Origin of the sequence: Pseudoalteromonas sp. EB27 (assembly GCF_001974875.1) — a bacterium.
Lineage (GTDB): Bacteria > Pseudomonadota > Gammaproteobacteria > Enterobacterales > Alteromonadaceae > Pseudoalteromonas.
In genome coordinates, this window is the sequence record NZ_MTQD01000010.1 from 1 (window position 1) to 22649 (window position 22649).

The 22649-nt window shown below is 39.4% G+C and carries 20 protein-coding genes; 6 read left to right on the forward strand and 14 right to left on the reverse strand.

All coding sequences use genetic code 11. The annotated features are described in order from the left end of the window. Positions 1 to 375: 375 nt before the first annotated feature. The 4 genes from BW142_RS12020 to BW142_RS12035 form a co-directional block, all read right to left on the reverse strand. Positions 376 to 1323 carry a hypothetical protein gene (locus BW142_RS12020; RefSeq protein WP_076925005.1) on the reverse strand — a complete coding sequence of 316 codons (948 nt, stop codon included), beginning with the start codon at positions 1321 to 1323 and terminating at the stop codon, positions 376 to 378. Further along, positions 1320 to 2108, reverse strand: a complete 789-nt coding sequence (locus BW142_RS12025; protein WP_171972329.1) for a hypothetical protein — start codon at positions 2106 to 2108, stop codon at positions 1320 to 1322. The genes BW142_RS12020 and BW142_RS12025 overlap by 4 nt, the downstream gene beginning before the upstream one ends. A 582-nt stretch (positions 2109 to 2690) precedes the next feature. Beyond that, complete coding sequence (locus BW142_RS12030; RefSeq protein ID WP_076925007.1) at positions 2691 to 4007, reverse strand: tyrosine-type recombinase/integrase; 1317 nt, start codon at positions 4005 to 4007, stop codon at positions 2691 to 2693. A 529-nt stretch (positions 4008 to 4536) separates the two neighbouring features. Beyond that, complete coding sequence (locus tag BW142_RS12035) at positions 4537 to 4866, reverse strand: 5-carboxymethyl-2-hydroxymuconate Delta-isomerase (RefSeq protein ID WP_024590599.1); 330 nt, start codon at positions 4864 to 4866, stop codon at positions 4537 to 4539. Positions 4867 to 5073: 207 nt separating this feature from the next. On the opposite strand from BW142_RS12035, the gene BW142_RS12040 reads away from it, so the two are divergent. From BW142_RS12040 to BW142_RS12065, 6 genes are all read left to right on the forward strand, one after another. Next, a complete protein-coding gene (locus tag BW142_RS12040; protein ID WP_076925008.1) occupies positions 5074 to 5559 on the forward strand; it encodes a CreA family protein in 486 nt (161 codons plus the stop codon). A gap of 35 nt (positions 5560 to 5594) precedes the next feature. Then, a complete protein-coding gene (locus BW142_RS12045) occupies positions 5595 to 6368 on the forward strand; it encodes a hypothetical protein (protein ID WP_076925009.1) in 774 nt (257 codons plus the stop codon). Between the two features lie 11 nt (positions 6369 to 6379). After that, entirely contained in the window at positions 6380 to 7006 is a 627-nt protein-coding gene (locus tag BW142_RS12050) for a LysE family transporter (RefSeq protein WP_076925010.1), read from the forward strand. 26 nt (positions 7007 to 7032) lie between these two features. Continuing rightward, entirely contained in the window at positions 7033 to 7527 is a 495-nt protein-coding gene (locus BW142_RS12055; protein ID WP_076925011.1) for a gamma-glutamylcyclotransferase family protein, read from the forward strand. A 15-nt stretch (positions 7528 to 7542) separates the two neighbouring features. Continuing rightward, entirely contained in the window at positions 7543 to 9084 is a 1542-nt protein-coding gene (locus BW142_RS12060) for a serine hydrolase (protein WP_076925012.1), read from the forward strand. Positions 9085 to 9184: 100 nt separating this feature from the next. After that, positions 9185 to 10102: a histone deacetylase family protein gene (locus BW142_RS12065; protein ID WP_076925013.1), complete on the forward strand. Its 918-nt coding sequence runs from the start codon at positions 9185 to 9187 to the stop codon at positions 10100 to 10102. 13 nt (positions 10103 to 10115) lie between these two features. Here the strand turns inward: BW142_RS12065 and BW142_RS12070 are convergent, their stop codons facing one another. The 10 genes from BW142_RS12070 to rpoD form a co-directional block, all read right to left on the reverse strand. After that, a complete protein-coding gene (locus BW142_RS12070; protein WP_002957811.1) occupies positions 10116 to 10409 on the reverse strand; it encodes a hypothetical protein in 294 nt (97 codons plus the stop codon). A gap of 6 nt (positions 10410 to 10415) precedes the next feature. After that, positions 10416 to 11225 carry a DUF2797 domain-containing protein gene (locus BW142_RS12075; RefSeq protein ID WP_076925014.1) on the reverse strand — a complete coding sequence of 270 codons (810 nt, stop codon included), beginning with the start codon at positions 11223 to 11225 and terminating at the stop codon, positions 10416 to 10418. Positions 11226 to 11247: 22 nt separating this feature from the next. Next, positions 11248 to 13788: an EAL domain-containing protein gene (locus BW142_RS12080; protein WP_076925015.1), complete on the reverse strand. Its 2541-nt coding sequence runs from the start codon at positions 13786 to 13788 to the stop codon at positions 11248 to 11250. Positions 13789 to 13900: 112 nt separating this feature from the next. Further along, the gene (gene purD / locus BW142_RS12085; protein ID WP_076925016.1) at positions 13901 to 15184 is read right to left on the reverse strand and encodes a phosphoribosylamine--glycine ligase; all 1284 of its coding nucleotides are present in this window, start codon (positions 15182 to 15184) and stop codon (positions 13901 to 13903) included. Positions 15185 to 15199: 15 nt separating this feature from the next. After that, a complete protein-coding gene (locus BW142_RS12090; RefSeq protein WP_024600158.1) occupies positions 15200 to 16021 on the reverse strand; it encodes a class I SAM-dependent methyltransferase in 822 nt (273 codons plus the stop codon). Positions 16022 to 16127: 106 nt separating this feature from the next. Beyond that, on the reverse strand, positions 16128 to 17714 hold the full coding sequence (gene purH / locus BW142_RS12095) for a bifunctional phosphoribosylaminoimidazolecarboxamide formyltransferase/IMP cyclohydrolase (protein ID WP_076925017.1): 1587 nt from the start codon (positions 17712 to 17714) through the stop codon (positions 16128 to 16130). 191 nt (positions 17715 to 17905) lie between these two features. Next, on the reverse strand, positions 17906 to 18196 hold the full coding sequence (fis, locus tag BW142_RS12100) for a DNA-binding transcriptional regulator Fis (protein WP_002957804.1): 291 nt from the start codon (positions 18194 to 18196) through the stop codon (positions 17906 to 17908). A gap of 19 nt (positions 18197 to 18215) precedes the next feature. Continuing rightward, entirely contained in the window at positions 18216 to 19187 is a 972-nt protein-coding gene (gene dusB / locus BW142_RS12105) for a tRNA dihydrouridine synthase DusB (protein WP_010553368.1), read from the reverse strand. A gap of 281 nt (positions 19188 to 19468) precedes the next feature. After that, a complete protein-coding gene (gene prmA / locus BW142_RS12110) occupies positions 19469 to 20350 on the reverse strand; it encodes a 50S ribosomal protein L11 methyltransferase (RefSeq protein ID WP_076925018.1) in 882 nt (293 codons plus the stop codon). A gap of 67 nt (positions 20351 to 20417) precedes the next feature. After that, positions 20418 to 22265, reverse strand: a complete 1848-nt coding sequence (gene rpoD / locus BW142_RS12115) for an RNA polymerase sigma factor RpoD (RefSeq protein WP_007586533.1) — start codon at positions 22263 to 22265, stop codon at positions 20418 to 20420. Positions 22266 to 22649 lie beyond the last annotated feature (384 nt).

The window sequence follows — 22649 nt, forward strand, 5'->3', positions numbered from 1 at the left end:
TCGTTGGTCAGGAAAGTCTCGAGATTGGACGATGATCAATGAAGTAGATTTAAATCCAGAGAAAAAAGAAGAAGTACGGGCGGCATAAAATTTAACTTGATGCGACAACTAACTTGAAAAACTCCGATAGAGATGTTTTAATTTTTAATTCAACCACAGGAGGTAGTACTTTATTTGAGGAAAAGGCTAACGAGCTAGGAATAGAGTTAGAGGAAGGTGAAGCTGAAAATTAGTACTAAGTTTCAGCTAATAGGTTTAGAAGAGATAAGGTGCTAATCTTTAAAGCGTTATTAGCTCTATACTGTTAATTACTCCATCTCTATTGTATTGTTAGGAGTATTAATAAGTCATGTAACTTTGACGTCGCAGCTAAGTTTACTTGTCTAGATCTTCTCGCGCGGACTTAGATATCAGAGAGGTAACAAATATAACGAAGGATAAATTCTCGTAAGATATCTTCTTACTATTAAATGAACTAACCCATTCTAATTCCTCTTTATTGTACAAGAAGTTTCCATGAGGTGTTTTAGGCTTACTAGGGACAATATGATAGGTGTCGCATAACTTTTTAGCCTCTTGATTCTTGTACTTTTCATCTAATAAAGTTACTAGGTAAGAACGGATAGTACGATAATCTGTGGTTTTTTCATTGATCCAATAAGGTAAAATTTCTGATGAAATATCTAGTTCCAGAGTTTCTCTAACGGTTTTTTCTTCTTTTATTCTATGATTTTTTTCAATAGCAGTTAATAAGAAATTTTTGTAAAGTGAGCTGAGGTTTTTGTGTTTAGACTCAAGAATGGTTACATCATTAGAGTTGCTTCCTTGAAAGTAAACATTAAACTTATTTGAGGGGTTTTCTATTTTCTTAAGCTTTACATCATTATGTTTATTAAAAGCAGGCACAAGGTTTGAGATGACTTTTCTAAATAAATAATGTTTATTTGTTATACAGCCACTGTACTCTGGAAGAGTGTACTGGCAGAAATCACTTATAGATCTATAGAAAAATGGTGAATCAATATAGTCATGAAGATTTTGCTTAAAATACCTTTTCATGTAGTTAACATCACCGGATGATATTTTTAATTTACGATCCTGAGTGGAGTATATAGCATAGTCGCCAATGCCTACGTAGTCATCACACATATCATCGTAAATATCTAATTTATCTATATGAATTTTTTCAAATCCGGTGACTTTGTGAGCATCATTGATTTTTTGAGCGTAGAGAATGCTGTCTTTTTCAAACACAGGAGTTATAAAGCCTGCGCTAGAGCTCAAAGGAGAAATATAGCCTAGCAGTTTGTAACGTTTTGTCATGCTAATATCCTCTCTCGTTTATAATACTCATTCAATTCAGTAATTATATGTGGTGTTATCGCGCTAGGATCCCACCTCATTGTTTCATAAGAAATACCTTCAATCCCCATATTATATAAGTAGTTAGATACTATTTCGTCATCTAAAACAGAGGAAGGCAAAATTACCGCTTTAACTACACTTGGAGAAAGCTGTAATCCAGCCTTACTCTGAACTTCAATTGCTGAACATCTGTCATCTGTCATAGTGGCGCATTTGTTAGCTGCTAGGCTATAAATTGACTGTAATTCAAATGACATGGTTGGGATATCAGATTCGTTTATCTGAATTTTACCATAGTAGTAGTTTTCATTAGTTTCGTAAAAAAGAGAGATAAACTTCTTTATAAAATCAAATGTTGATTTGAGTTTAAAGTCAGCAATCTTTGCATTTTGATTGATAGCATCTTTATACAAGTCAGCAGAATAAGCTCCTGTATCAAATGGATAAACATTATCTATATACTTTAAATTATTGGGCTCTATAACTAAACAGACTGGGAAGTTACTCATACTTGAAGATGACATTCCTTTATTGTTTACTCTATAAGAAGGTCTACCATAAAAAAAGTACGCTAAATCTTCATCAAAAACAGGGCAAAGTGTAGGCGCAATCCTATTACTGACTAAGATTCCTCTAAAATGTTGACCGTCACAGGTATGCACCAAAGGCAATGTCTTGATATCGTTGTGCTCTGTTTTATCTATATGGCTGACATAAAAATCATCTAAAGTTAAATTAGTCATTTCCCTGTACATTAAATAATTCATTTAAATTCATAATAAAACATATAGTTAATTCCCGCAATGAGTATACTTAACAACTTGTTCAAGCAAGATTCACGAGGCACTGTTTTTACATTATGTCTGTCTTAGTTGTTATGGGTGGTTAAAGAAATAAGCCTTAAGTAGATTCATTATAGTTTGCTTATGATACATATGGACGATGTGGAGCCTTGTTAACCAAATCATATATTTCAGGTAAAGACTTATTCTCTCAAGTACCATTATTCAAGGTGCAAATCACTTTTTAGTTTAGCTAGAGCCAGAATATTCAAAGGAGCACAGTATCGTATTTTTAATTATGGATAGACACGTACTTTTGATACGGGGTATCGTACTTTTAATACAGTTTCATCGTACCTTTGGTTACCGGAATTGGTGTTAAGTTTTTGCTTTTAAATGACTTTTCATGTGCTAATCTTTAAACGTAATTAAATAAATAAAATAAACCGATTTTTCACATTCTTTTAGCGAGTTTTAGTCTGTGGGCAATTAGCTTGTAATTAGATAGCCTTCACTAAATGCCCTCTGTGAAAGTGCTGCACTTTAACTTAATAAAGTGCTCATCAACTCAACTTTTTGTTCTTTAGTTAAGCTTGCCAACAGACTTTTCATTTCAGCCATTTGGTTCTCAGGTTCTTGCTCAATCAAACCTGCATATTTGGCTATCGTTTCTGTTACTTTTTCTGCTGGCTCTTTGAGCTCCTCAGCCGTTAAAATTAAATAGCCAGCAGTTACATCACTTTTATCTGTAATATGGTTTAGAAGGCGTTTCAGGAGGTATCCTGATACTCCGCTACTCTCAGCCATTGATGTAAATGTGCGCCGTAAATCATGCGAAGTAATTTTTACTCCTGCAATTTGGCATACATGTTTCAACGTCTTTTTAGGATCAGTGAGGTAGCCTTTTTTACTTTTTGTCCCAAACACATAATCAGATACTTTGTATTCTTTTCGTCGATTAAATATCTCAGCTAATCGATCTGTAATTGGAAACTCGACGTCCAAGCCATTTTTTGTATCTTCTAGAATGAATATTTTATCTTCAAGGTGTACTTGTGACCATGGGAGTTGCAGTAGCTCAGACCTTCTCAGGCCTGAAAAGGTTAAAAACTCCAGATAATCACAAAAACCAACGCGAGTATTTTGACGATATTTAGCTGCTTCATTTCTAACTTCATATAATGCATCTACAAAAGGTTTTAGTTGTGAACGACGCAGCCGTGTTGTTTTACGCTTTACATTATTCCAGCTTCGTTTTTCAGAAAGTGCATCTACAGGGTTTTCTGGAAATAATGAGCGACCTTCAGAAGATTTGTATTCAGCTTTAGCAAAGTTAAATAAAGCACGCATTAGGCGCATGGTATAATTTGCCTGAGCAGGACTTCTTGAGGTTATTTCTCGTTGGCGCTTTAAAATCATTGTTTGATTAATATCGGCTAGACGTTTGTTATGCCAATCAGATAGGTAGCAATCTATTTTTTGTTGATACCCTCTTTCAGTTATAGGCTTAAGATCTCTAGATTCGATGTATGAATCAAAGGCTTCTTTCAAGGTAATTGAAGCTGCTCTAAATTGGCGCTTAAGGTCGTTCGGGTTTATACCCTCAGCAATATCTGCCATTACTTTACGAGCCATTCGCCTTGCATCATCAAGTGTAATTGATGGAAAGTACCCAAGGGTGACATTAATAGGGGTGTCTCTTCCTGGTATTTTTTTATAAACTCTAAATGACTTCTTACCTGCTACGCTCACATCTAAAATGAGTCCTGACAATAGATTGTCATAATAGCGAGTGCGTTTACCGTTTGATTCTATCTTTTCAAGCGACAATTCTGTGAAGCGAAATTTTGTGTCTGACATATGGTGCTACCTCTGTGCTACTTTGAACGTAAAATTTAACGTTCTGAAATACATAATGATTTATGCATCAGAGGTAGGGGTTATTCAATAACCCTATGATATAGCTATGAAAATTAGTAAATAGTTATATTTAAAAGTAACTCGTAGTAAGTCCTTGTTTTGCAACTCATAATCGTTAGGTCCCCAGTTCGAGTCTGGGAGGGGCCACCACTTTTACAAACTTTCCAAAAATACCTACTCAAATTATTTAAAGCTACATAAATTTAATATCGTGTAATTTATTACTCTTTTTTTACCCATAATAATAAATATAATTTAAATAAAGATAATCCATAGATTAAGCTAAGCTCTCTTAAATTTGAAATAGTGCGAATGCACTATTAAGTTCCAGCGTTAGATCGGACGTCATTCATGCTCTGTTTTGTAAATGACAATGAGCTGCATCTGATTTCAGGATACAAAAAAAGCCCCTGTTGGGGCTTTTTACTTATTAGCGATTACTTTTATTGCTCAAAACTACAAGAGTTAACTAATTTTTACGGTATATTTCATGCTCAATATCGTAAATATTTACACTTAGGCTGTCTGATGCTCTGCAATATGTTTTTAAGCACGAAAGTAGCAGTTCGCTTAGCATTTGCTTTTGTTCAATTGAGCGCCCAGCTAATATATGTACCGCAATATGTATAAACCCTGATTTTCCTGCGCCTAGTTGATATTGCTGATAAGCAATAGCGCGCGTTTTTATGGTTTCTAACTCAAATAAATCGCTTTCAAAGGCGGTATTGTGAATTTTTTCTACGAGAACTTGTGGTAATACAGGGAGGTCTTCTGAGTGTTCAATAATAATGTGCGGCATTTAGGCGTTTCCTATTATGAGTTACTGCATGGGCGAGAGTTAATTGTATCAAATACAACAGGGTTCGCTAAACCCTGAGCTATCTAAAATCTTTACTTTAAACTAATTTAGTCGTATTTATTTTTGATGTTAGTATAAAAACATACAGGTGAACCTTCGCTTAGTAACGTAGGTGCTAAGTTACTTATATATTAATTAAGGATAAGTATGAAATTACCACAAAAATTTAAACGTTTAGTTTTACTTGCAGGTGCTGTTGTTACATTAAGTGCTTGCTCTGATGATGTTGCGTCGGTAAGTCTTGGGTTATTTACAACTAAAGATGTTGTAGTTAATTCGCAGCAAGATCCAATCCTCGAAGGCGTTACTTGTCATATTAGTCATATAGAGGCTAATTTGGACTTTTCTGACCCGTCAGATATGTCTATAGCGTGTCGTCAAACAGGGCCTATTACAGCGCAGCAACTACAAAAAATAGACCGCAGTAAATCAGGTGAGGTGATATTTAAATCATCTAAAAGTATATTATTTAAATCACTAAAAGTACGCCGTATTTATGATGCTGAAAACCGTACCTTATTGTATTTATCGTATTCAACTAAAGAATCCAGTGGTAGCCACCACCATGCACTATCAACAGTGCCGCTATACAATACTCAAGCGTGGGATTGGGCGCTTACACAAAAAAACTAAACTGGTACCTAAACTAAAATCTAAAAGAGCACACTATGTTAGCTTTATTTAAATCAAAGCCATTATTAGAGCAGCAAGAACAGCAATGGCTTATTGATACATTTATTTGGGCTGTAGAAAACTTTGATGCTGAATTTTTTACAAAGCACACTCAAATAATACTGCCAACGGCCACTTTTTTCCCCGATTCGGTATCGAGCATTGAAGAGATGGCGAGTAATGTTTTTACCCGCGTTACTAATTACGCGGGTATGAACGCATGGCCTATCCAACTAGTTGCACCGCAGCAGTTACAACCGCAAGTTTTTCCGCACTTTGAATTTAGTGATGAAATACGTGGCAAAGGCAGTCATTTAATTGTGCCGCCAAGCCATAAGGTCAGTATCTCTTTTAATCCTAATCAGATTAATCAGCCACAAGATTTAGTGGCAAGTTATGCGGGTACATTGGCCACCATACTTATTCATCACGTTGGGGTGTTACCGCCAGGTGGTAGGGAGTATTTACCACAAGCTGCAGATGCACTTGCCTGTTTTTTAGGGTTTGGTGTGATGATGAGCAACACGGTGTATCAGTTTAAAGGCGGTTGTGGCTCGTGCTATAACCCATACGCTAACCGTGAAGCTAAGTTAAGTGAAACGCATACGGTATTTATGCATGCCCTGATTAGTTACTTTAAAAGCGATAAAGTGTCTAAAAAACACTTAAAGCCGCATTTACGTGGTCAGTTTAAAAAAGCACAAAAAGAAATTAAAGCGTTGGTAAGTAACTCGGCTAACCCGCTGTTATTAGCTTATTCGCCAAACTAGCAAGGACCTGCGTGGAATACTTAGATGAATTTTTACTGATTGTTATTGCTCATTTTTTTGCAGTAGCAAGCCCTGGGCCTGACTTTGCTGTTGTACTCAAACAGAGTGTGCAACAAGGTAGACGCAATGCACTCTGGACAAGTGCCGGTGTTGGCGCTGCTATTTTATTGCACGTTGCCTATTGCGTTTTAGGTGTTGCGCTTATTTTAACGCAGTCACCTAGCTTATTTATGGCGCTTAAATATGTGGCTGGTGCCTATTTAGCTTATTTAGGTGTGCAGGCGCTTAGAGCGGCAAAACCACCAACAAGTAATCAAGACAATGTAGAAATAAAAACGGTAGTCGAAGAACCTGTTTGGCTTGCTTTTAGGCGAGGCTTTTTCACAAATGCATTAAACCCAAAAGCCACGTTATTTTTTATGTCGTTATTTACACTCGTGATTAGCCCAACAACACCTACTAGTATACAGGTAGGCTACGGCGTATACATGGCATTGGCTACGTGGGCGTGGTTTTCAATGCTTTCAATGATACTTTCTAGAAATAATGTAAGGGGTTTTTTCCAACAACGCGGTTATTGGTTTGACCGTGGAATTGGCGTTATTTTAATTGCCCTTGCAGTACGTGTTGTTATTTAACTTATTTAAAAAGTGTAGGAGATAAAATGCCGTTATATAATTTTTCGTTTGGCTCTAATATGTCATCTAATCGTTTGCTAGCGCGCTTACCGAATGTAAAGCGTGTAGGAACAGCGGTACTTAAAGGTTATGAGCTAACTTTTGATATGCTATTTAAAGATGGCTCAGGCAAGTGCAGTATTTGCCCAAGCGATAAAGAAGACGCGCTGGTTTACGGCGTTATTTATGAGCTCAATGAAGATGAAAAAGCTATTTTAGATGGTATTGAGGGCGTAGGTTACGATTGTGTAGATATAGCCCCAACGCTTTTAACGGGTGAGACTGTAGCCGCACATTGTTATATAGCTAATACCCATGACAGCGATGTACTCCCATATGATTGGTACATAAAACACGTTCATCGCGGTTCACTTGAAGCGGGCGTACCAAAAGAATACAGTGATGCCATATTAAATCGCGCACAAAAAAGCGACACCAATCAAGAGCGCGCAGCAATTGAATTTGCAGTTCATCAAAAATAATAAAATAGGATTGATATGAAATTAACCAAACTTGCCGTAATTGCACTATTAGCAGGCTCTACGTTTAGCAGCTGGGCACAAGTTGATACCAACAAAGTTGACGACGTAATTAAAGCGTCAATGGCACGTTTTGACGTACCCGGTATGGCAGTTGCCATTGTTGAAAACGATAAAGTAATATTTGCTAAAGGCTTTGGTGTAACTAATCTCGATACCAACAAAAAAGTAAACAAAGACACTTTATTTGGTATTGCTTCAAACACAAAAGCATTCACTACTGCGGCACTGGCAAAGTTGGTTGATGAAGGTAAATTAAGCTGGGATGACCGCGTCATTGATCATTTACCAGAGTTTAGATTGCACGATTCGTACGTAACACGCGAAATGCGTATTCGTGACTTATTAAGTCATCGCAGTGGGCTTGGGCTTGGGCAAGGAGATTTAATGATTTGGCCAAGTACCGATAAATCAGTTGATGAAATTTTAGCGGGATTACAGTATTTAAAACCAGCGAGCAGCTTTCGTAGTAAGTACGCTTATAACAACTTGATGTTTGTTACCGCTGGTGAAGTGGTTGCACGTGTGGCGGGGATGAGCTGGAACGATTACATCGAAAAAAATATATTACAGCCGCTGCATATGGATAACTCACGCGCGGGATTTTCACGTATTCCTAAAAGTAATAAAAACTGGGCGACAGGTCATATTCCTATGGATGGCACGCTTCATCCATTTTTTGTGAACTACCTTGAGGACTTTAGAGGCGCAGGCGCCATTGCATCAAGTGTAAGCGACATGAGCCAATGGCTTCGTACGCAATTAGCAGGCGGTAAAATGCCAAGTGGCGAGCAGCTATTTAGTGAAAAGCAACAAGCGCAAATGTGGCACCCGCATATTACGTCTATGGCGTCTAAAAGTGCGTTTGAATCGTATCACCAGCAGTTTAGGGGTTATGGGTTAGGCTGGAGTATTGAAGACTACCACGGCTTTAAAAAGCTAGGTCACGGCGGTGGTATTTTGGGAATGGTATCGCAAGTTACTTTATTGCCTGAGAAAAACCTCGGTATTGTTATTTTATCTAATCAACAAGCTTTTGGTGCACTTTCGGCAGTAACCCATGAAGTGCTTGAAGATGCACTTGAACTTGAAGATAAAGACTGGGTAGAAGATTTAGCTAAAAGTCATTTTGAAGGCAAGCAACAAGCGTATGCTAATGCAAAACCAGAAGCCCCCGCTGACTACCAACCACAATTACCAAATATTAATTACACCGGAACATTGCACGATGACTGGTACGGCGATGTAATTATTGAGCAGTTAGATGGTAAATTACGCATTGATTTTACGCACACTAAACGCTTGAAAGGTACTCTTGAGCATTACACCGGTAATACATTTATTGTTAAGTGGGATGAAAAATTACTAGAAGCAGATGCGTTTATTCGTTTTGAAATGAGCTCACAAAATCGTGTAAACAGTGCCAAAATGCGCGTGGTATCAACACAAGTGACCGACTTTAGCTTTGACTTTAGAAACCTACATTTAAAAGCAAAATAGCTAATATTGATATTTAAAGTATTGATATAAACCAAAGTCGCAAAGCCACCCATCGGTGGCTTTGCTATATTAAGTTTTTACACCTTGTAAGGGACTTTTTATGCGTACCGCTGTTATTTCTCATCCTCATTGCCGTAAGCATAAAATGATAGACGACCACCCCGAGTGCCCAGAACGTCTAGATGCCATAACCGATAGATTACTTGCCAGCGGCGTAGATGTTGGCTTAACACACCTCCAAGCACCCAAGGCCGAGCGTGAGCATTATTTACTTGCTCACGATGAAGCTTTACTTAAACACGTAGAAAATACGCTACCAACAGAAGGGCTCGCTAATTTAGATGGCGATACGTGGCTGTGCCCCGATTCGTTTAAAGCGATTGAGCGGGCAGTAGGTGCAGGATTGTTAGCGGTTGATGAAATACTTGCCGATAAACTCGATGCTGCTTTTTGCTCAGTGCGCCCGCCAGGGCATCACGCTAATAAAAACTCATCATCTGGGTTTTGTGTGTTTAATAACTTAGCTATTGCTGTTAAGTACGCACAAAGCAAAGGGGTTAAGCGCATTGCTATTGCGGATTTTGATGTACACCACGGTAATGGCACGCAAGATATTTTTATTGATGACGAAAATGTACTGCTTTGTTCGTTATTTCAGTATCCGTTTTATCCAAATACAGCGGTTAAAAATAATAGTCATATAGTTAATTCACCTCTGCCAATTGCCAGTAATGGCGACGATTTAAAAGAGGTGTTTGCTCAGCAATGGCTACCAAAATTAAAAGCGTTTAAACCTGAATTACTTTTTATAAGCGCAGGGTTCGATGCTCACCTAGAAGATGATATGGCAAGCTTAAAGTTTGTAGAGGATGACTATATTTGGCTTACCGAGCAACTATGTGGTGTTGCTAAAGAGGGCGGTTGTAAAGGGGTTATTTCGTATTTAGAAGGTGGCTATGCGCTATCAGCTTTAGGTCGCAGTGCTGTAGCGCATATAAAAGTGCTTACTGAGGTTTAAATAAAGAGAGTGTTTATAGCCCTAGTAAATCAAACGCCTGCGCAGTACTTAGGGTTTTGATTTTACCAAGGCAGCATTGCCCTTCATTTAATAAGTAAGCTGTAACAAGCTGTGCTAGTTGCTCGCCATTCAATTTAGGGCAAACAGTGCCTTGTAAATTAAGGTAGTCACCTTGCTTGTTAAGTACTCGCACATCGCTTAGCTCACTTTGCGTAACGCTGTGCAAGCACTCTTGTTGCTCTTGTTGGTTATGGGCTATCTCAAGCTCATTATAAATAACCAATAATTGTGGGTAGCTGTTTAACATGGCCCGTTAGCCTACGGTTACTTCATAAGACGTAAATTTACGTATATTAATAACGCCTTTTTCAAAGATTAAGTACTGACCTTTAATACCTTGTAAAACACCACTTACTACAGGGTCTTTGTCAAAGTTAAATGAGCTGATTTTTGTAGGATACTCGGTTACTGGGAAGTCTAAATCAACCACATCTTCATCAAGTTGTTCTATTGCTGTTGCACCAAATAATTCACTTAGCTCATTTAGCTTCTCACTAATTTGTGGGATCAGTTCGGCTGCAGCTGCTTTTAAGTCAATTGCTTCGTTTTGACCTTTTAACATATTGCGCCAATTAGTTTTGTCGGCAATAAATTCAGCCAATGCAACTTCCACTAAACCTGATTGCAGGCGAGTTTGCACTTTAAAAATAGGCAATGCTTGAGTCGCGCCTTGATCAACCCAACGAGTCGGTATTTGTGTGTGGCGGGTAATACCTACTTTTAACCCAGAGGTGTTAGCGAGATATACATAGTGTGGGATCATGCAGTTTGCTTCGCCCCATTCTGGCTCTCGGCAAGTACCTTGGTCATAGTGGCAGGTTTCTGGTTTCATAATACACATATCGCAACTAGCAAGCTTGCGCATACATACAAAGCAGTGACCTTGAGAATAGCTTTTTTTGGTTTTTTTACCGCAGTTAGAACATAAAATAGTGCCACTAAAGGTAAGCGTAAGCTCCTTACCTATAAATGCATTTAAGTCTACTAAGTGCTCACCTACTGGTAAGTGATATTGTACTGGTTCGGTTAAGCTCGATTTTAGTTTACGCAGTGTGCCTTGCATCTTTACTTGGCCCCTAAAGATGTTAAAAAGAGGAGTCTAACATTTTTAAGCTATATTGGCTTTTTAAGAAGTGTAAATAGTCGGTGTAAGGCAGTGCTTTTGCGTATAAATAACCTTGGGCGGAATCAGCGTTCATATCTTTGAGCAAGTGATGGATTTCTTGGGTTTCTACCCCCTCAATTGTTATTGATAAATTGAGGTTATGCGCCATATCAATGGCTGTTTGTACAATAACTTGGTGAGTTGGGTTATTAGGCAAATCAAAAACAAATGACTTATCTATTTTAAGCTCACTAAAGTGATAATTAACTAAGTAGCTAAGTGACGCGTAGCCTGTCCCAAAGTCATCCAGTACCACTTTAATACCTAATGCGGTTAACTCATCAACTAACTTTATAAGTGCATCTTGACTATCTACGAAGGCCGATTCGGTTAGTTCAAATTTAAGTAAGTGTGCCGGCACTTGGTATTTAATTAAAATATTTTCTACTTTTTCGGCTAAGTTATTTATGGTTAAGTTTTTAGCACTTAAATTTACGCTAATTGTGTGCTCGTTATAGCCATTTTTTGTAAGCTCAACTATGTCTTTACAGGCTTGCTCTATTACCCACAGTGTTAGCTCGTTAATAATACCTGTGTGCTCAGCAAGTATTATTAATTCTTCAATTGATAAGTTGCTGTAAGTTGGATCGGGCCAACGCAATAAAGCTTCTGCGCCACTTACGTGGTTACTGAATAAATTAATTTGAGGTTGATAGTAAAGCGCTAGTTGATTGGTTTGGATGGCTTTTTGCAACTTAGCAGCTAAAGCAACATCCATCATCAGGTTATTTGTGTTTGACGATGACCCAACTTGATTAGCGCTACTTTTTGCTTTTTTAAGCGCTAAATAACCACGTTTTAACCAATATTCAAAATCGTTACTTTTACCTGCACTACTAATACCTATGCTGTAGCTAAGCTGCAGGTTTAGTCCTTTAATTTCATATTGTTTTGGCAGGCTACTAATTATTTTTGTTAATAATGTTTCTAGCATTTCTTGGTTTTGTGTTTTAGTAGAAATACAGGCAAATACGCCACTACTCAAATCGGCTAAGCGTGGGCTGGTGTTTAAATCTGTTTCGAGGTTTGTAAATTCGCGTTCATGGCTTAGTTCTAATTCAAGCTCTTTGGCTACATGCTTTATGAGTGTGTAGCCCTGAGAAGAGGTAATAATAGTATTGAGCGAATTAAAGTGACGTATTTTTATTAGGCATAAAGTTGTTGAGCGGTTTTGACTTTGTAGTGCCATAAATGCCTGTTTTAGCTTAGAGCTATTAAGTAACCTTGTTTGTTGTGTGTGCGTGGCATGGTAAAGCGCACGCTCTCGCTGATACCTTACTCGGTCTGCTAATGCCATTGCCATTAAAATAACTTCACACAGAATCGCAACTAAAAATGCATGGCGAGTTGTAAAGGTATACGGTAAAACTCCAGTAAGTTCCATAGGTTGAATTACCGCACCAATTATTAGTGGTACCCATGAAAAAACATAAAACTTAGCCCACCTAAAACCACTACGTAACTTGTTATATATTAAAATAATACAGGTAATATAAAGTAGTGCCATCACACCAAAAAATATAGGAGCCGCTATGTTCTCGGGAATAAATAAGCTACATACAGCAAGAATAAACATAAGCCAAAGTAGGGCGATGCTCATTTTGTAGCGCCAGCATTTATCCTTATGGTAGCGTAAAAACATGATGCAAAAAGAAAGGGTGAAAAAAGCGACACCATAATTACTAAATACGACTTGTTCGTTTATAAGGAGCTGCCAGTGATTAGGCCATATATAAAAACCAAAACCTAATACAGCCCCCATTAGCGTAATAGCGCTGACGATGTAGCCAATATAAATTAAATAAACACGGTCTTTTATGCCAAAATAAAGCACCAAGTTATAAAGCGCAGCCATCAATAGCACGCCTACAAAAATACCCCAGATCCCAGTTTGAGAGCGCACTAAGTCAATAAACTCTTTATCACGGTATAAGTTTACAGGTGTTTTACTTATGCCGATTGTGTCTATTTTCATTACTAGGCGCTGTGACGACTTTCTTTCTACTAAAAAACGAATATGCGGTACGCTGTATTCAAACAAAGAGAGGGCTTCTTCTTTATCGCCGAGTTTGTATGTTTCAATTAGTTTGTTGTTTTTATCGAGGCGGTAAACCGTAAGGTGATCGACCATAGGGTTGTCAAAATGTGCCACAACATTTTGCTTGTTAAGGCTTTTATTTTCTAAATCAAGAAACAACCAATAGTTTTGCTGGCTAAAACTCCATGGAACATCTGAAAATGGTTGATGAGTAAGTAATTCAGGTTGGTTAATGATCGTATCGAATGTTTTAGTTTTAGTTTCGTCAATGTAGTAGGCGTAATCGAGGTACATTGGAGCCGTTTTATCAATTGTATATCGTGTAGGCACGACAAGGTTTGATGCCAATGTACTGATTATAAAAAATATAAAGATCAGTATGGCAACAGCAATTGCATGATAACGTAAAGTTCTTAGTTCCAACGTTTGTGTACTTTCAAAAAACCTTTTAATTAGTGTAGCACTAAAAAAGCGCAGGGAAACTGCGCTTTTTTAGTTAAATTAATTGGTTATACCAATGAATAGGTATTACAAGCTATTGCTCGCGTGCAATAGCACGGTAAGCAATATCAGTACGATATTCCATACCATCCCAGCTAATTTGTTTAACAAGCTCATAGGCGCGCTGCTGCGCTTGCGTAACGGTATTACCAAGTGCTGTTGCGCATAATACGCGACCGCCTGCGGTTACAACGTCATTGCCACTTTGCTTAGTACCCGCATGAAACACTTTTTCACCCGCAGGGTAATCAACTTGTAGCCCCGAAATTGCGTCACCTTTAGGATAATCACCAGGGTAACCTTTAGCTGCAAGTACAACACCAACGGCTGCGCGTGGGTCAAACTTAATCGTTGTTTTATCAAGTTCTACACGGTTAGCGGCTTCAATCAATTCAACTAGGTCTGATTGTAAACGTAGCATCATTGGTTGAGTCTCAGGATCGCCAAATCGGCAGTTGTACTCAATTACTTTAGGGGTACCTGTTTCGTCAATCATCAAACCTGCGTATAAAAAGCCGGTGTAAGGATGGCCTTCGCTTGCCATGCCTTCTACCGTAGGGTAGATCACTTCGTTCATAATACGCTGGTGGATTTCATCAGTAACAACTGGCGCAGGTGAGTATGCACCCATGCCACCCGTGTTAGGACCAGCATCGCCATTGTAAGCGCGTTTATGGTCCTGACTGGTAGCAAATGGTAATACGTTTTTGCCATCAACCATTACAATGAAAGACGCTTCTTCACCGTCTAAAAACTCTTCGATAACAACACGACTTCCCGCATCGCCAAAAGCATTACCCGCAAGCATATCGCGAATAGCATCTTCGGCATCGGCTTCCGTCATTGCTACAATTACGCCTTTACCTGCAGCTAAACCATCTGCTTTTACAACAATTGGCGCGCCTTTTTCTTTTAAATAAGCAAGGGCAGGGTCAATCTGTTCAAACGTTTGATAATCGCCTGATGGAATATTGTGGCGTGCTAAAAAATCTTTAGTAAACGATTTAGAGCCTTCAAGCTGGGCTGCGCCTGCCGTTGGGCCAAAAATAGCCATGTTATGTTCACGAAACTTATCAACAACACCCAGTACTAACGGTATTTCTGGACCTACAATAGTAAGCTCTACCTTATTTTGCTGTGCAAAACTAAGTAAACCCTCTAAATCGTCAACGTTTATTGCTACGTTTTCAAGTTTTGGTTCAAGTGCAGTACCCGCATTACCAGGGGCTACAAATACAGTATTTACTTTGGTGTTTTGAGCGGCTTTAAACGCAAGTGCGTGTTCGCGGCCGCCGCTGCCAATGACTAAAACATTCATGGCGAAAATTCCTATTTAAAGCGGTTTCTTAAATTTCAGCGTCATGCGGTCGCTTTCACCAATGGCTTTGTATTTGTCAGCATCTTGTTCGCCGAGTCTTAAGCTTGGTGGTAGCGTCCATACACCTTTAGGGTGATCGGCTGTATCTTTTGGATTTGCATTTATTTCACTGCTTGCCACTAATTCAAACCCAGCTTGTTTAGCAAGGTCTACTACGTAGCTCTGCTTCATATAACCTGATGTTTTTTGATCTTCGTCAGCACGTTCTTCAGCTAAACGGTGTTCAACTAAACCTAATGTACCACCTGGTTTAAGGGCTTTGTAAAAAGCTTGGAATGCACTTAATGCACCGCTTTTATCTTTACCCATGTACCAGTTATGCACATTACGGAATGTTAAAACCATATCGGCACTGCCAGCTGGCGCAATATCTAAATGTGTTACAGGTGCAAACTCAGTAATTTTAACGCTACTAAAGCGCTTATCTTCAGCTACTTTTTGTTCAAAGCCTGCAAGAGAGCGTTGGTAGTAGCCAACTGATGAATCAGCAGGAAAATGCGCGGCATAATAAGTGCCTTGCTCTTTTAGTGCTGGCGCTAAAATTTCACTATACCAACCACCGCCTGGCGCAATTTCAACAACTGTCATAGTTGGTTTAAAGCCAAAAAATGCCAGTGTTTGAGCCGGGTGACGATATTCGTCACGAACGCTGTTTTTAGCGCTACGTTCGCTTGATTGAAGTGCATGCTCTAGGCTCGATTCGTGGTTATGGCTAAGCGCCATAGTCGATGTCATCGTTAGTGTGGCTACAAGTAGCGATTTTAGCGCAAATTTCATTGTTTGTTCCTTCACATTATAATTTTAAATAGGTTATTGAATAATCAGAATACGTGAATTTATAGCAAACAAAAAGGGTTAAACCAACGTTTAACCCTTTGTGTGATTAGTGGCGGAAATGGCGCATACCAGTAAGCACCATTGCCATGCCAGCTTCATCAGCAGCTGCAATCACTTCTTCATCACGCATTGAGCCACCAGGCTGAATTACCGCAGTAATGCCAGCGGCTGCTGCAGCGTCAATTCCATCACGGAATGGGAAGAACGCATCAGACGCCATAACTGAACCTTTAACTTCAAGGTTTTCATCTGCTGCTTTTATGCCTGCAATTTTAGCTGAGTATACGCGGCTCATTTGGCCTGCGCCTACACCAATGGTCATACCGTCACGGGCATAAACAATCGCGTTTGATTTAACAAACTTAGCTACTTTCCAGCAAAATAGTAAATCTTTAAGTTCTTGCTCTGTAGGTTGACGTTTAGAAACAACTTTTAAGTCGCCTTGCGTTACCATGCCTAAATCGCGGTCTTGAACTAAAATACCGCCATTAACGCGTTTAATATCTTGGCCAGCGGCTTTACCTGTCCACTGTCCACATTCTAATAAACGAACGTTCTTTTTAGCTTCAACAATTTTTGCAGCGTCGCCCGAAATACTAGGTGCAATAATTACTTCAACAAACTGACGGTCAACAATTGCTTGTGCAGTTGCTGCATCTAGCTCTCGGTTAAAGGCAATAATGCCACCAAATGCTGATGTAGGGTCTGTTTTAAAAGCGCGCTCGTATGCTTCGAGGATGTTGTCCCCAATTGAAACACCACACGGGTTAGCGTGCTTTACAATTACGCACGCAGGTACGTCAAATTCTTTAACACATTCAAGTGCTGCATCAGTATCTGCAATGTTGTTAAACGAAAGGGCCTTACCTTGCAATTGAGTTGCTGTTGCAACTGATGCTTCAGCAATGTCACTTTCAACATAAAAAGCTGCATCTTGATGTGAGTTTTCACCGTAGCGCATATCTTGCTTTTTAGTGAACTGCATATTGATAGTACGTGGGAATTTAGTCTCTACAGCAGCTTCCTCGGTGTAATCAGGAACCATTTTACCGAAGTAGTTAGCAATCATGCCATCGTATTGTGCAGTATGCTCGTAAGCGGCAATCGCTAAATCAAAACGTGTTTTGTACGTTGTTGAACCATTGTTGTTTTGCATTTCGCTAATAACACGGTCGTAATCGCTCGCGTTTACCACGATTGTTACGTCTTTGTGGTTTTTAGCGGCTGCACGAACCATTGTAGGGCCGCCAATATCAATATTTTCAATGGCATCTTCAAGGCTGCAGTTTTCTTGAGCGACTGTATTCGCAAAGGGGTATAAGTTAACTACAACTATGTCGATAGCAGAAATGTTGTTATCTGCCATTACGCTTTCATCTTGTCCGCGACGGGCTAATATGCCGCCGTGAATTTTTGGGTGAAGTGTTTTTACACGACCATCCATGATTTCAGGGTGGCCTGTGTGATCTGATACTTCAGTCACTTTTATGCCATTATCAGCAAGTAGTTTACATGTGCCGCCAGTTGATAATATATCAACGTCTTGCGCTTCTAGTGCGCGGGCAAATTCAACAATACCGGTTTTATCAGACACACTTAATAGTGCGCGACGAATGGGACGATGAGTATCCATTGTAGTTTGATTTCCTCAGTTAATGAGCTAGCTTAGAAGCGGGCATTTTAACTGATTACAACTCAAAAAACGACTTATAAAGCGTTAATGAGGGTGAGCATTTTGCAACTCGGCTATTAAATTACGGGCATAAAAAAAGCACCCTAGGGTGCTTTTTTAATAATTAGCTGTGGTGAATCACAGCCAGCATATTAGTTCATGCCGTATTTTTTAAGCTTTTTACGTAAAGTACCACGGTTGATACCTAGTAAAATTGCTGCACGAGTTTGGTTACCACGTGTATATGTCATCACTTCTTCAAGTAATGGCGCTTCTAGCTCTGAAAGAACAAGGTCGTAAACGTCTTGCACATCTTGACCGTTAAGCTGCTTTAAATAGTGGTGAACAGCTTTTTTTACTGCATCACGCAATGGCTGCGGTTTCTCGTGTGACTGAACATGAGGGTTAGTGATAAATGGAGAAGTCACGTTTTGTTCGAACATTATTAAGTCTCTTTCTTTCTTAGTTAGCTGCTAGTGTTTTAAAGTATTGCTCTAATGCGACGACCTGTGCCTGTGGGTTGTCGAGCGCATTAAATACTCGCCTAAACTGACCATCACTGTCATGGGTTTGCAAATACCAAGATACATGTTTGCGAGCAATTCGCGCTCCCATTGGCTCACCGTAAAACAGATGGAGGTTTGTTAAATGCTCCATTAAAATACTGCGCACCTCTGCAATAGCAGGCGGCTGTAAATGTTCCCCAGTTCGCAAATAGTGGTCTATCTCCCTAAATATCCAAGGGCGACCTTGGGCGGCTCGGCCAATCATAATGGCATCTGCACCCGTATAGTCTAAAACCTGTTTTGCTTTTTCTGGTGATGTAATATCACCATTGGCAACAACAGGAATCGACACTGAACGTTTTATATCCCTAATCGTGGCGTACTCAGCATCACCTTTGTACATACATGCGCGCGTACGCCCATGTACAGCAAGTGATGCAATGCCATAACGTTCAGCTATTCTCGCAATCTCTACACCATTACGGTTATCCGGATCCCATCCTGTACGGATTTTAAGTGTCACAGGTATATCAACAGCATTAACGACTGCATCAATAATCTCTTCCACAAGTTCAGGAAACTGTAATAAGGCAGAGCCTGCGAGTTTCTTGTTCACTTTTTTTGCTGGGCACCCCATATTGATATCTATGATCTGTGCACCGTTAGCAACATTGAATTGTGCGGCCTGCGCCATAAGCTCAGGATCTGCTCCTGCAATTTGCACCGCGCGTATACCCGATTCACCGCTGTGATCCATACGGTTCATCGACTTTTCCGTTTTCCAAACCTTAGGATTAGACGATAGCATTTCAGAAACAGCTAGCCCTGCGCCTAAACGACGGCAAAGTTGTCTAAATGGTCTGTCTGTAATGCCAGCCATTGGCGCGACAATTACATTATTCTCAAGTTGGTATTTACCGATACGCACTATATTCAATAGGCCTCTTTTCAAGGGGCGCTAAGTTTACGGTTTTTTTCACAAAAATCAAAGGCTATAAATTGAACAAAAGTAACTTTTTTTTGCCCTTTTCGTATTGACATTTGATAACCGCATGACAAGTAGGTTGATTTGTTTGAAAATCATACAAGTTTTATTTTTTACATAATAATCAGAAAACTTTTAATATGTAAAAAAATAGTAAAGCCTGTTAAATACAGGCTTCACATGCAGGTTTTGAGCTAATGCTCTAAATTTGATTGTGCAGTTTATTACGCTTTTTTAGTGCCACTAACTCGAGTCCAATCACCTTCAACGGCAATGTCATCTAGTTCAATAAACGGTGCATAAATGTCAGCAACTGATTGCGCTTGCTCTTCTAAAATGCCCGACATGGCAATTTTACCACCTGGCTTTAATAAGCCTAAAATTACACTGTGTAGTTCGCGAAGTGGCTGGGCTAAAATATTAGCAACTACTATATCGGCAGTAAATTCAGGTTGGTTTTCTGGAAGATATACTTCAAGTTTGTCAGCAACGCCATTGCGGTTAGCGTTATCTAGGCTTGCTTCAAGTGCTTGAGGATCAATATCAATCCCAATCATGCGCTCAGCGCCTAGTTTTATAGCTGCAATACCTAAAATGCCTGAGCCACAACCAAAATCAACAACCGTTTTACCTGTTAGGTCTTGGCTTTCTAACCACTTAAGGCACAAGGCCGTTGTTGCATGTGTGCCCGTACCAAAAGCAAGGCCAGGGTCAAGCAGTACATTTACCGCAGTAGGGTCTGGAATGTCGCGCCAGCTTGGACAAATCCATAGCCTTTCACCAAATTGAATAGGGTGGAAGTTATCCATCCATTCACGTTCCCAGTCTTTATCCTCAAGCTGCTCTATTTTGTATACTAAATTGTCTTTTAGCTCATCATGGCGTTTCAGTAACGCAACGACTGCATTCATATCGTGATTAGCTTCAAACAAGCCAATTACTGTGGTATCAGCCCAAAATACAACGGTGCCAATTTTAGGCTCGTAAATAGGGGTGTCTTTTGCGTCAATAAAGGTTACTGAAGCACTACCCGCTTCCATTAATAGGTCACTTACTGCATCTGCTGTTACAGCATTGGCGTTAATACGAATTTGGATCCAAGCCATGATTATTTCCTTCAAATAGAAAAAAGGCCGCTATAGCGGCCTTTTTAGTTTATATAGTAGCGCTAAATTATTTAGCGTCTAAAAAGCTTTTCAGTAAATCTGAGCGAGAAGGGTGGCGTAATTTACGCAGCGCTTTCGCTTCTATTTGACGAATACGTTCACGTGTTACGTCAAACTGTTTACCTACTTCTTCTAAGGTGTGGTCGGTATTCATATCAATACCAAAACGCATACGTAGTACTTTAGCTTCACGGGCTGTTAGGCCTGCAAGTACATCGTTAGTTGCGCCACGAAGAGACTCCATTGTTGCCGAATCAATTGGCGAATCAATAGTTGTATCTTCGATAAAGTCACCTAAGTGAGAATCTTCATCATCACCGATTGGTGTTTCCATTGAAATTGGCTCTTTAGCAATCTTAAGTACCTTACGGATTTTATCCTCAGGCATCATCATGCGTTCTGCTAATTCTTCTGGATTTGGCTCACGACCCATTTCTTGTAACATTTGACGAGAAATACGGTTAAGTTTATTAATCGTTTCAATCATATGTACTGGAATACGGATTGTTCTTGCTTGGTCAGCAATAGAGCGAGTGATTGCTTGACGTATCCACCACGTAGCATAAGTAGAGAACTTATAACCACGGCGATATTCAAATTTATCAACCGCTTTCATCAGACCAATGTTACCTTCTTGAATTAAATCCAAGAATTGTAAGCCACGGTTTGTGTATTTTTTAGCAATTGAGATTACAAGACGTAAGTTAGCTTCAACCATTTCTTTTTTCGCACGGCGTGCTTTCGCTTCACCAATGCTCATTCGACGGTTAATGTCTTTAATACGCTCAATGCTTAAACCTGTTGTTTGTTCAATAACAGATAATTTATTAATGCTACGAATGATTTCTGGCTTAACTTCTTCAAGTTTAGCTGAATACTTTTCGTTACCCGAAATTTCTAAATCTACCCATGAAGCGTCAGTTTCGTTGTTAGCAAAATGCTTAACGAATGTTTTCTTCGGTAATTTAGCAATTTGTACAGCTTGTTTCATGATTAGACGTTCTTGAACGCGAACACGATCCATCATTTCACGCATGTTATTTACCATGCGGTCAAACTGTTTAGGTATTAATTTAAAGGTTCTGAAAAGCTCACCAATTTCAAAAATGGCGGCTTGTGATTCAGGATGCGAACGACCTTTAGCTTCAAACGTATCACGTGCTTTATTGTATAAATCACGTAAATTTTCAAAATGAATGCGCGCTTCTTCAGGATCTGGCCCTGTGTCTACTTCTTCTTCATCTTCGTCATCGCTATCAGCATCATCTTTGTCATCTTTATCGTCATCAAGTTGCTTAGCACTTAATTCTGAACCGATATTAGTTGCTGAAATTGGCGCTGTATCTTCATTAGGATCAATAAATCCAACGATGATATCGCTTAAACGCATTTCTTCAGCTTCAAACTTATCCCACTGCTCTAGCAGGTAAGTGATTGCTTCAGGGTACTCTGCAACAGAAATCTGTACTTGGTTAATGCCTTCTTCGATACGTTTAGCGATTACAATTTCGCCTTCACGTGTAAGAAGTTCAACAGTACCCATTTCACGCATGTACATGCGAACCGGATCCGTTGTACGGCCGATTTCTTTTTCTACAGTCGCAAGGGCTGCAGCGGCAGCTTCAGCTGCGTCTTCGTCTGTCGTTGTTTCTTGCATCATTAATTCATCAGCATCAGGCGCATTTTCGCTAACCTTAATACCCATATCATTAATCATGCTTATGATATCTTCTACTTGATCTGAGTCTATAATGTCTTGTGGAAGGTGATCATTTACTTCTGCAAAAGTTAAGTAGCCTTGCTCTTTACCTTTTTGAATCAGAAGTTTTAATTGTGACTGAGGAGTTGGATCCATAGAGATTGTTTCTTCCACTCTGATAAGTTGATACAACAGGCGCCATCATGTAGTTTGCCTTAAAGCCAACTAGAATAATGTGACGCAGTGAATAGCACAGTATAACAGTTTAAATCAATTTTGACTAGGGTCTGTTGGTCTTTCAGGATTAAAGTTTATTCTATCCAAGGGTGGTTTAATCGCGGCGCGAGGTTTGTAACCTAGTGGGCTAAGTAAAAACCGAGCAACAAAGAGTAAACCTCCCTTGGGTCGAACCCAAAGGGCAGCGCGTGTTTAGCATTTATGCTGCGTTATCGCCTATTTATGTGGAATAATCACACTACATAGGCTCTGTCTTGTCTAAATACCAAACACACTGCTGTAAACTTAACCGCGAAAGATAAA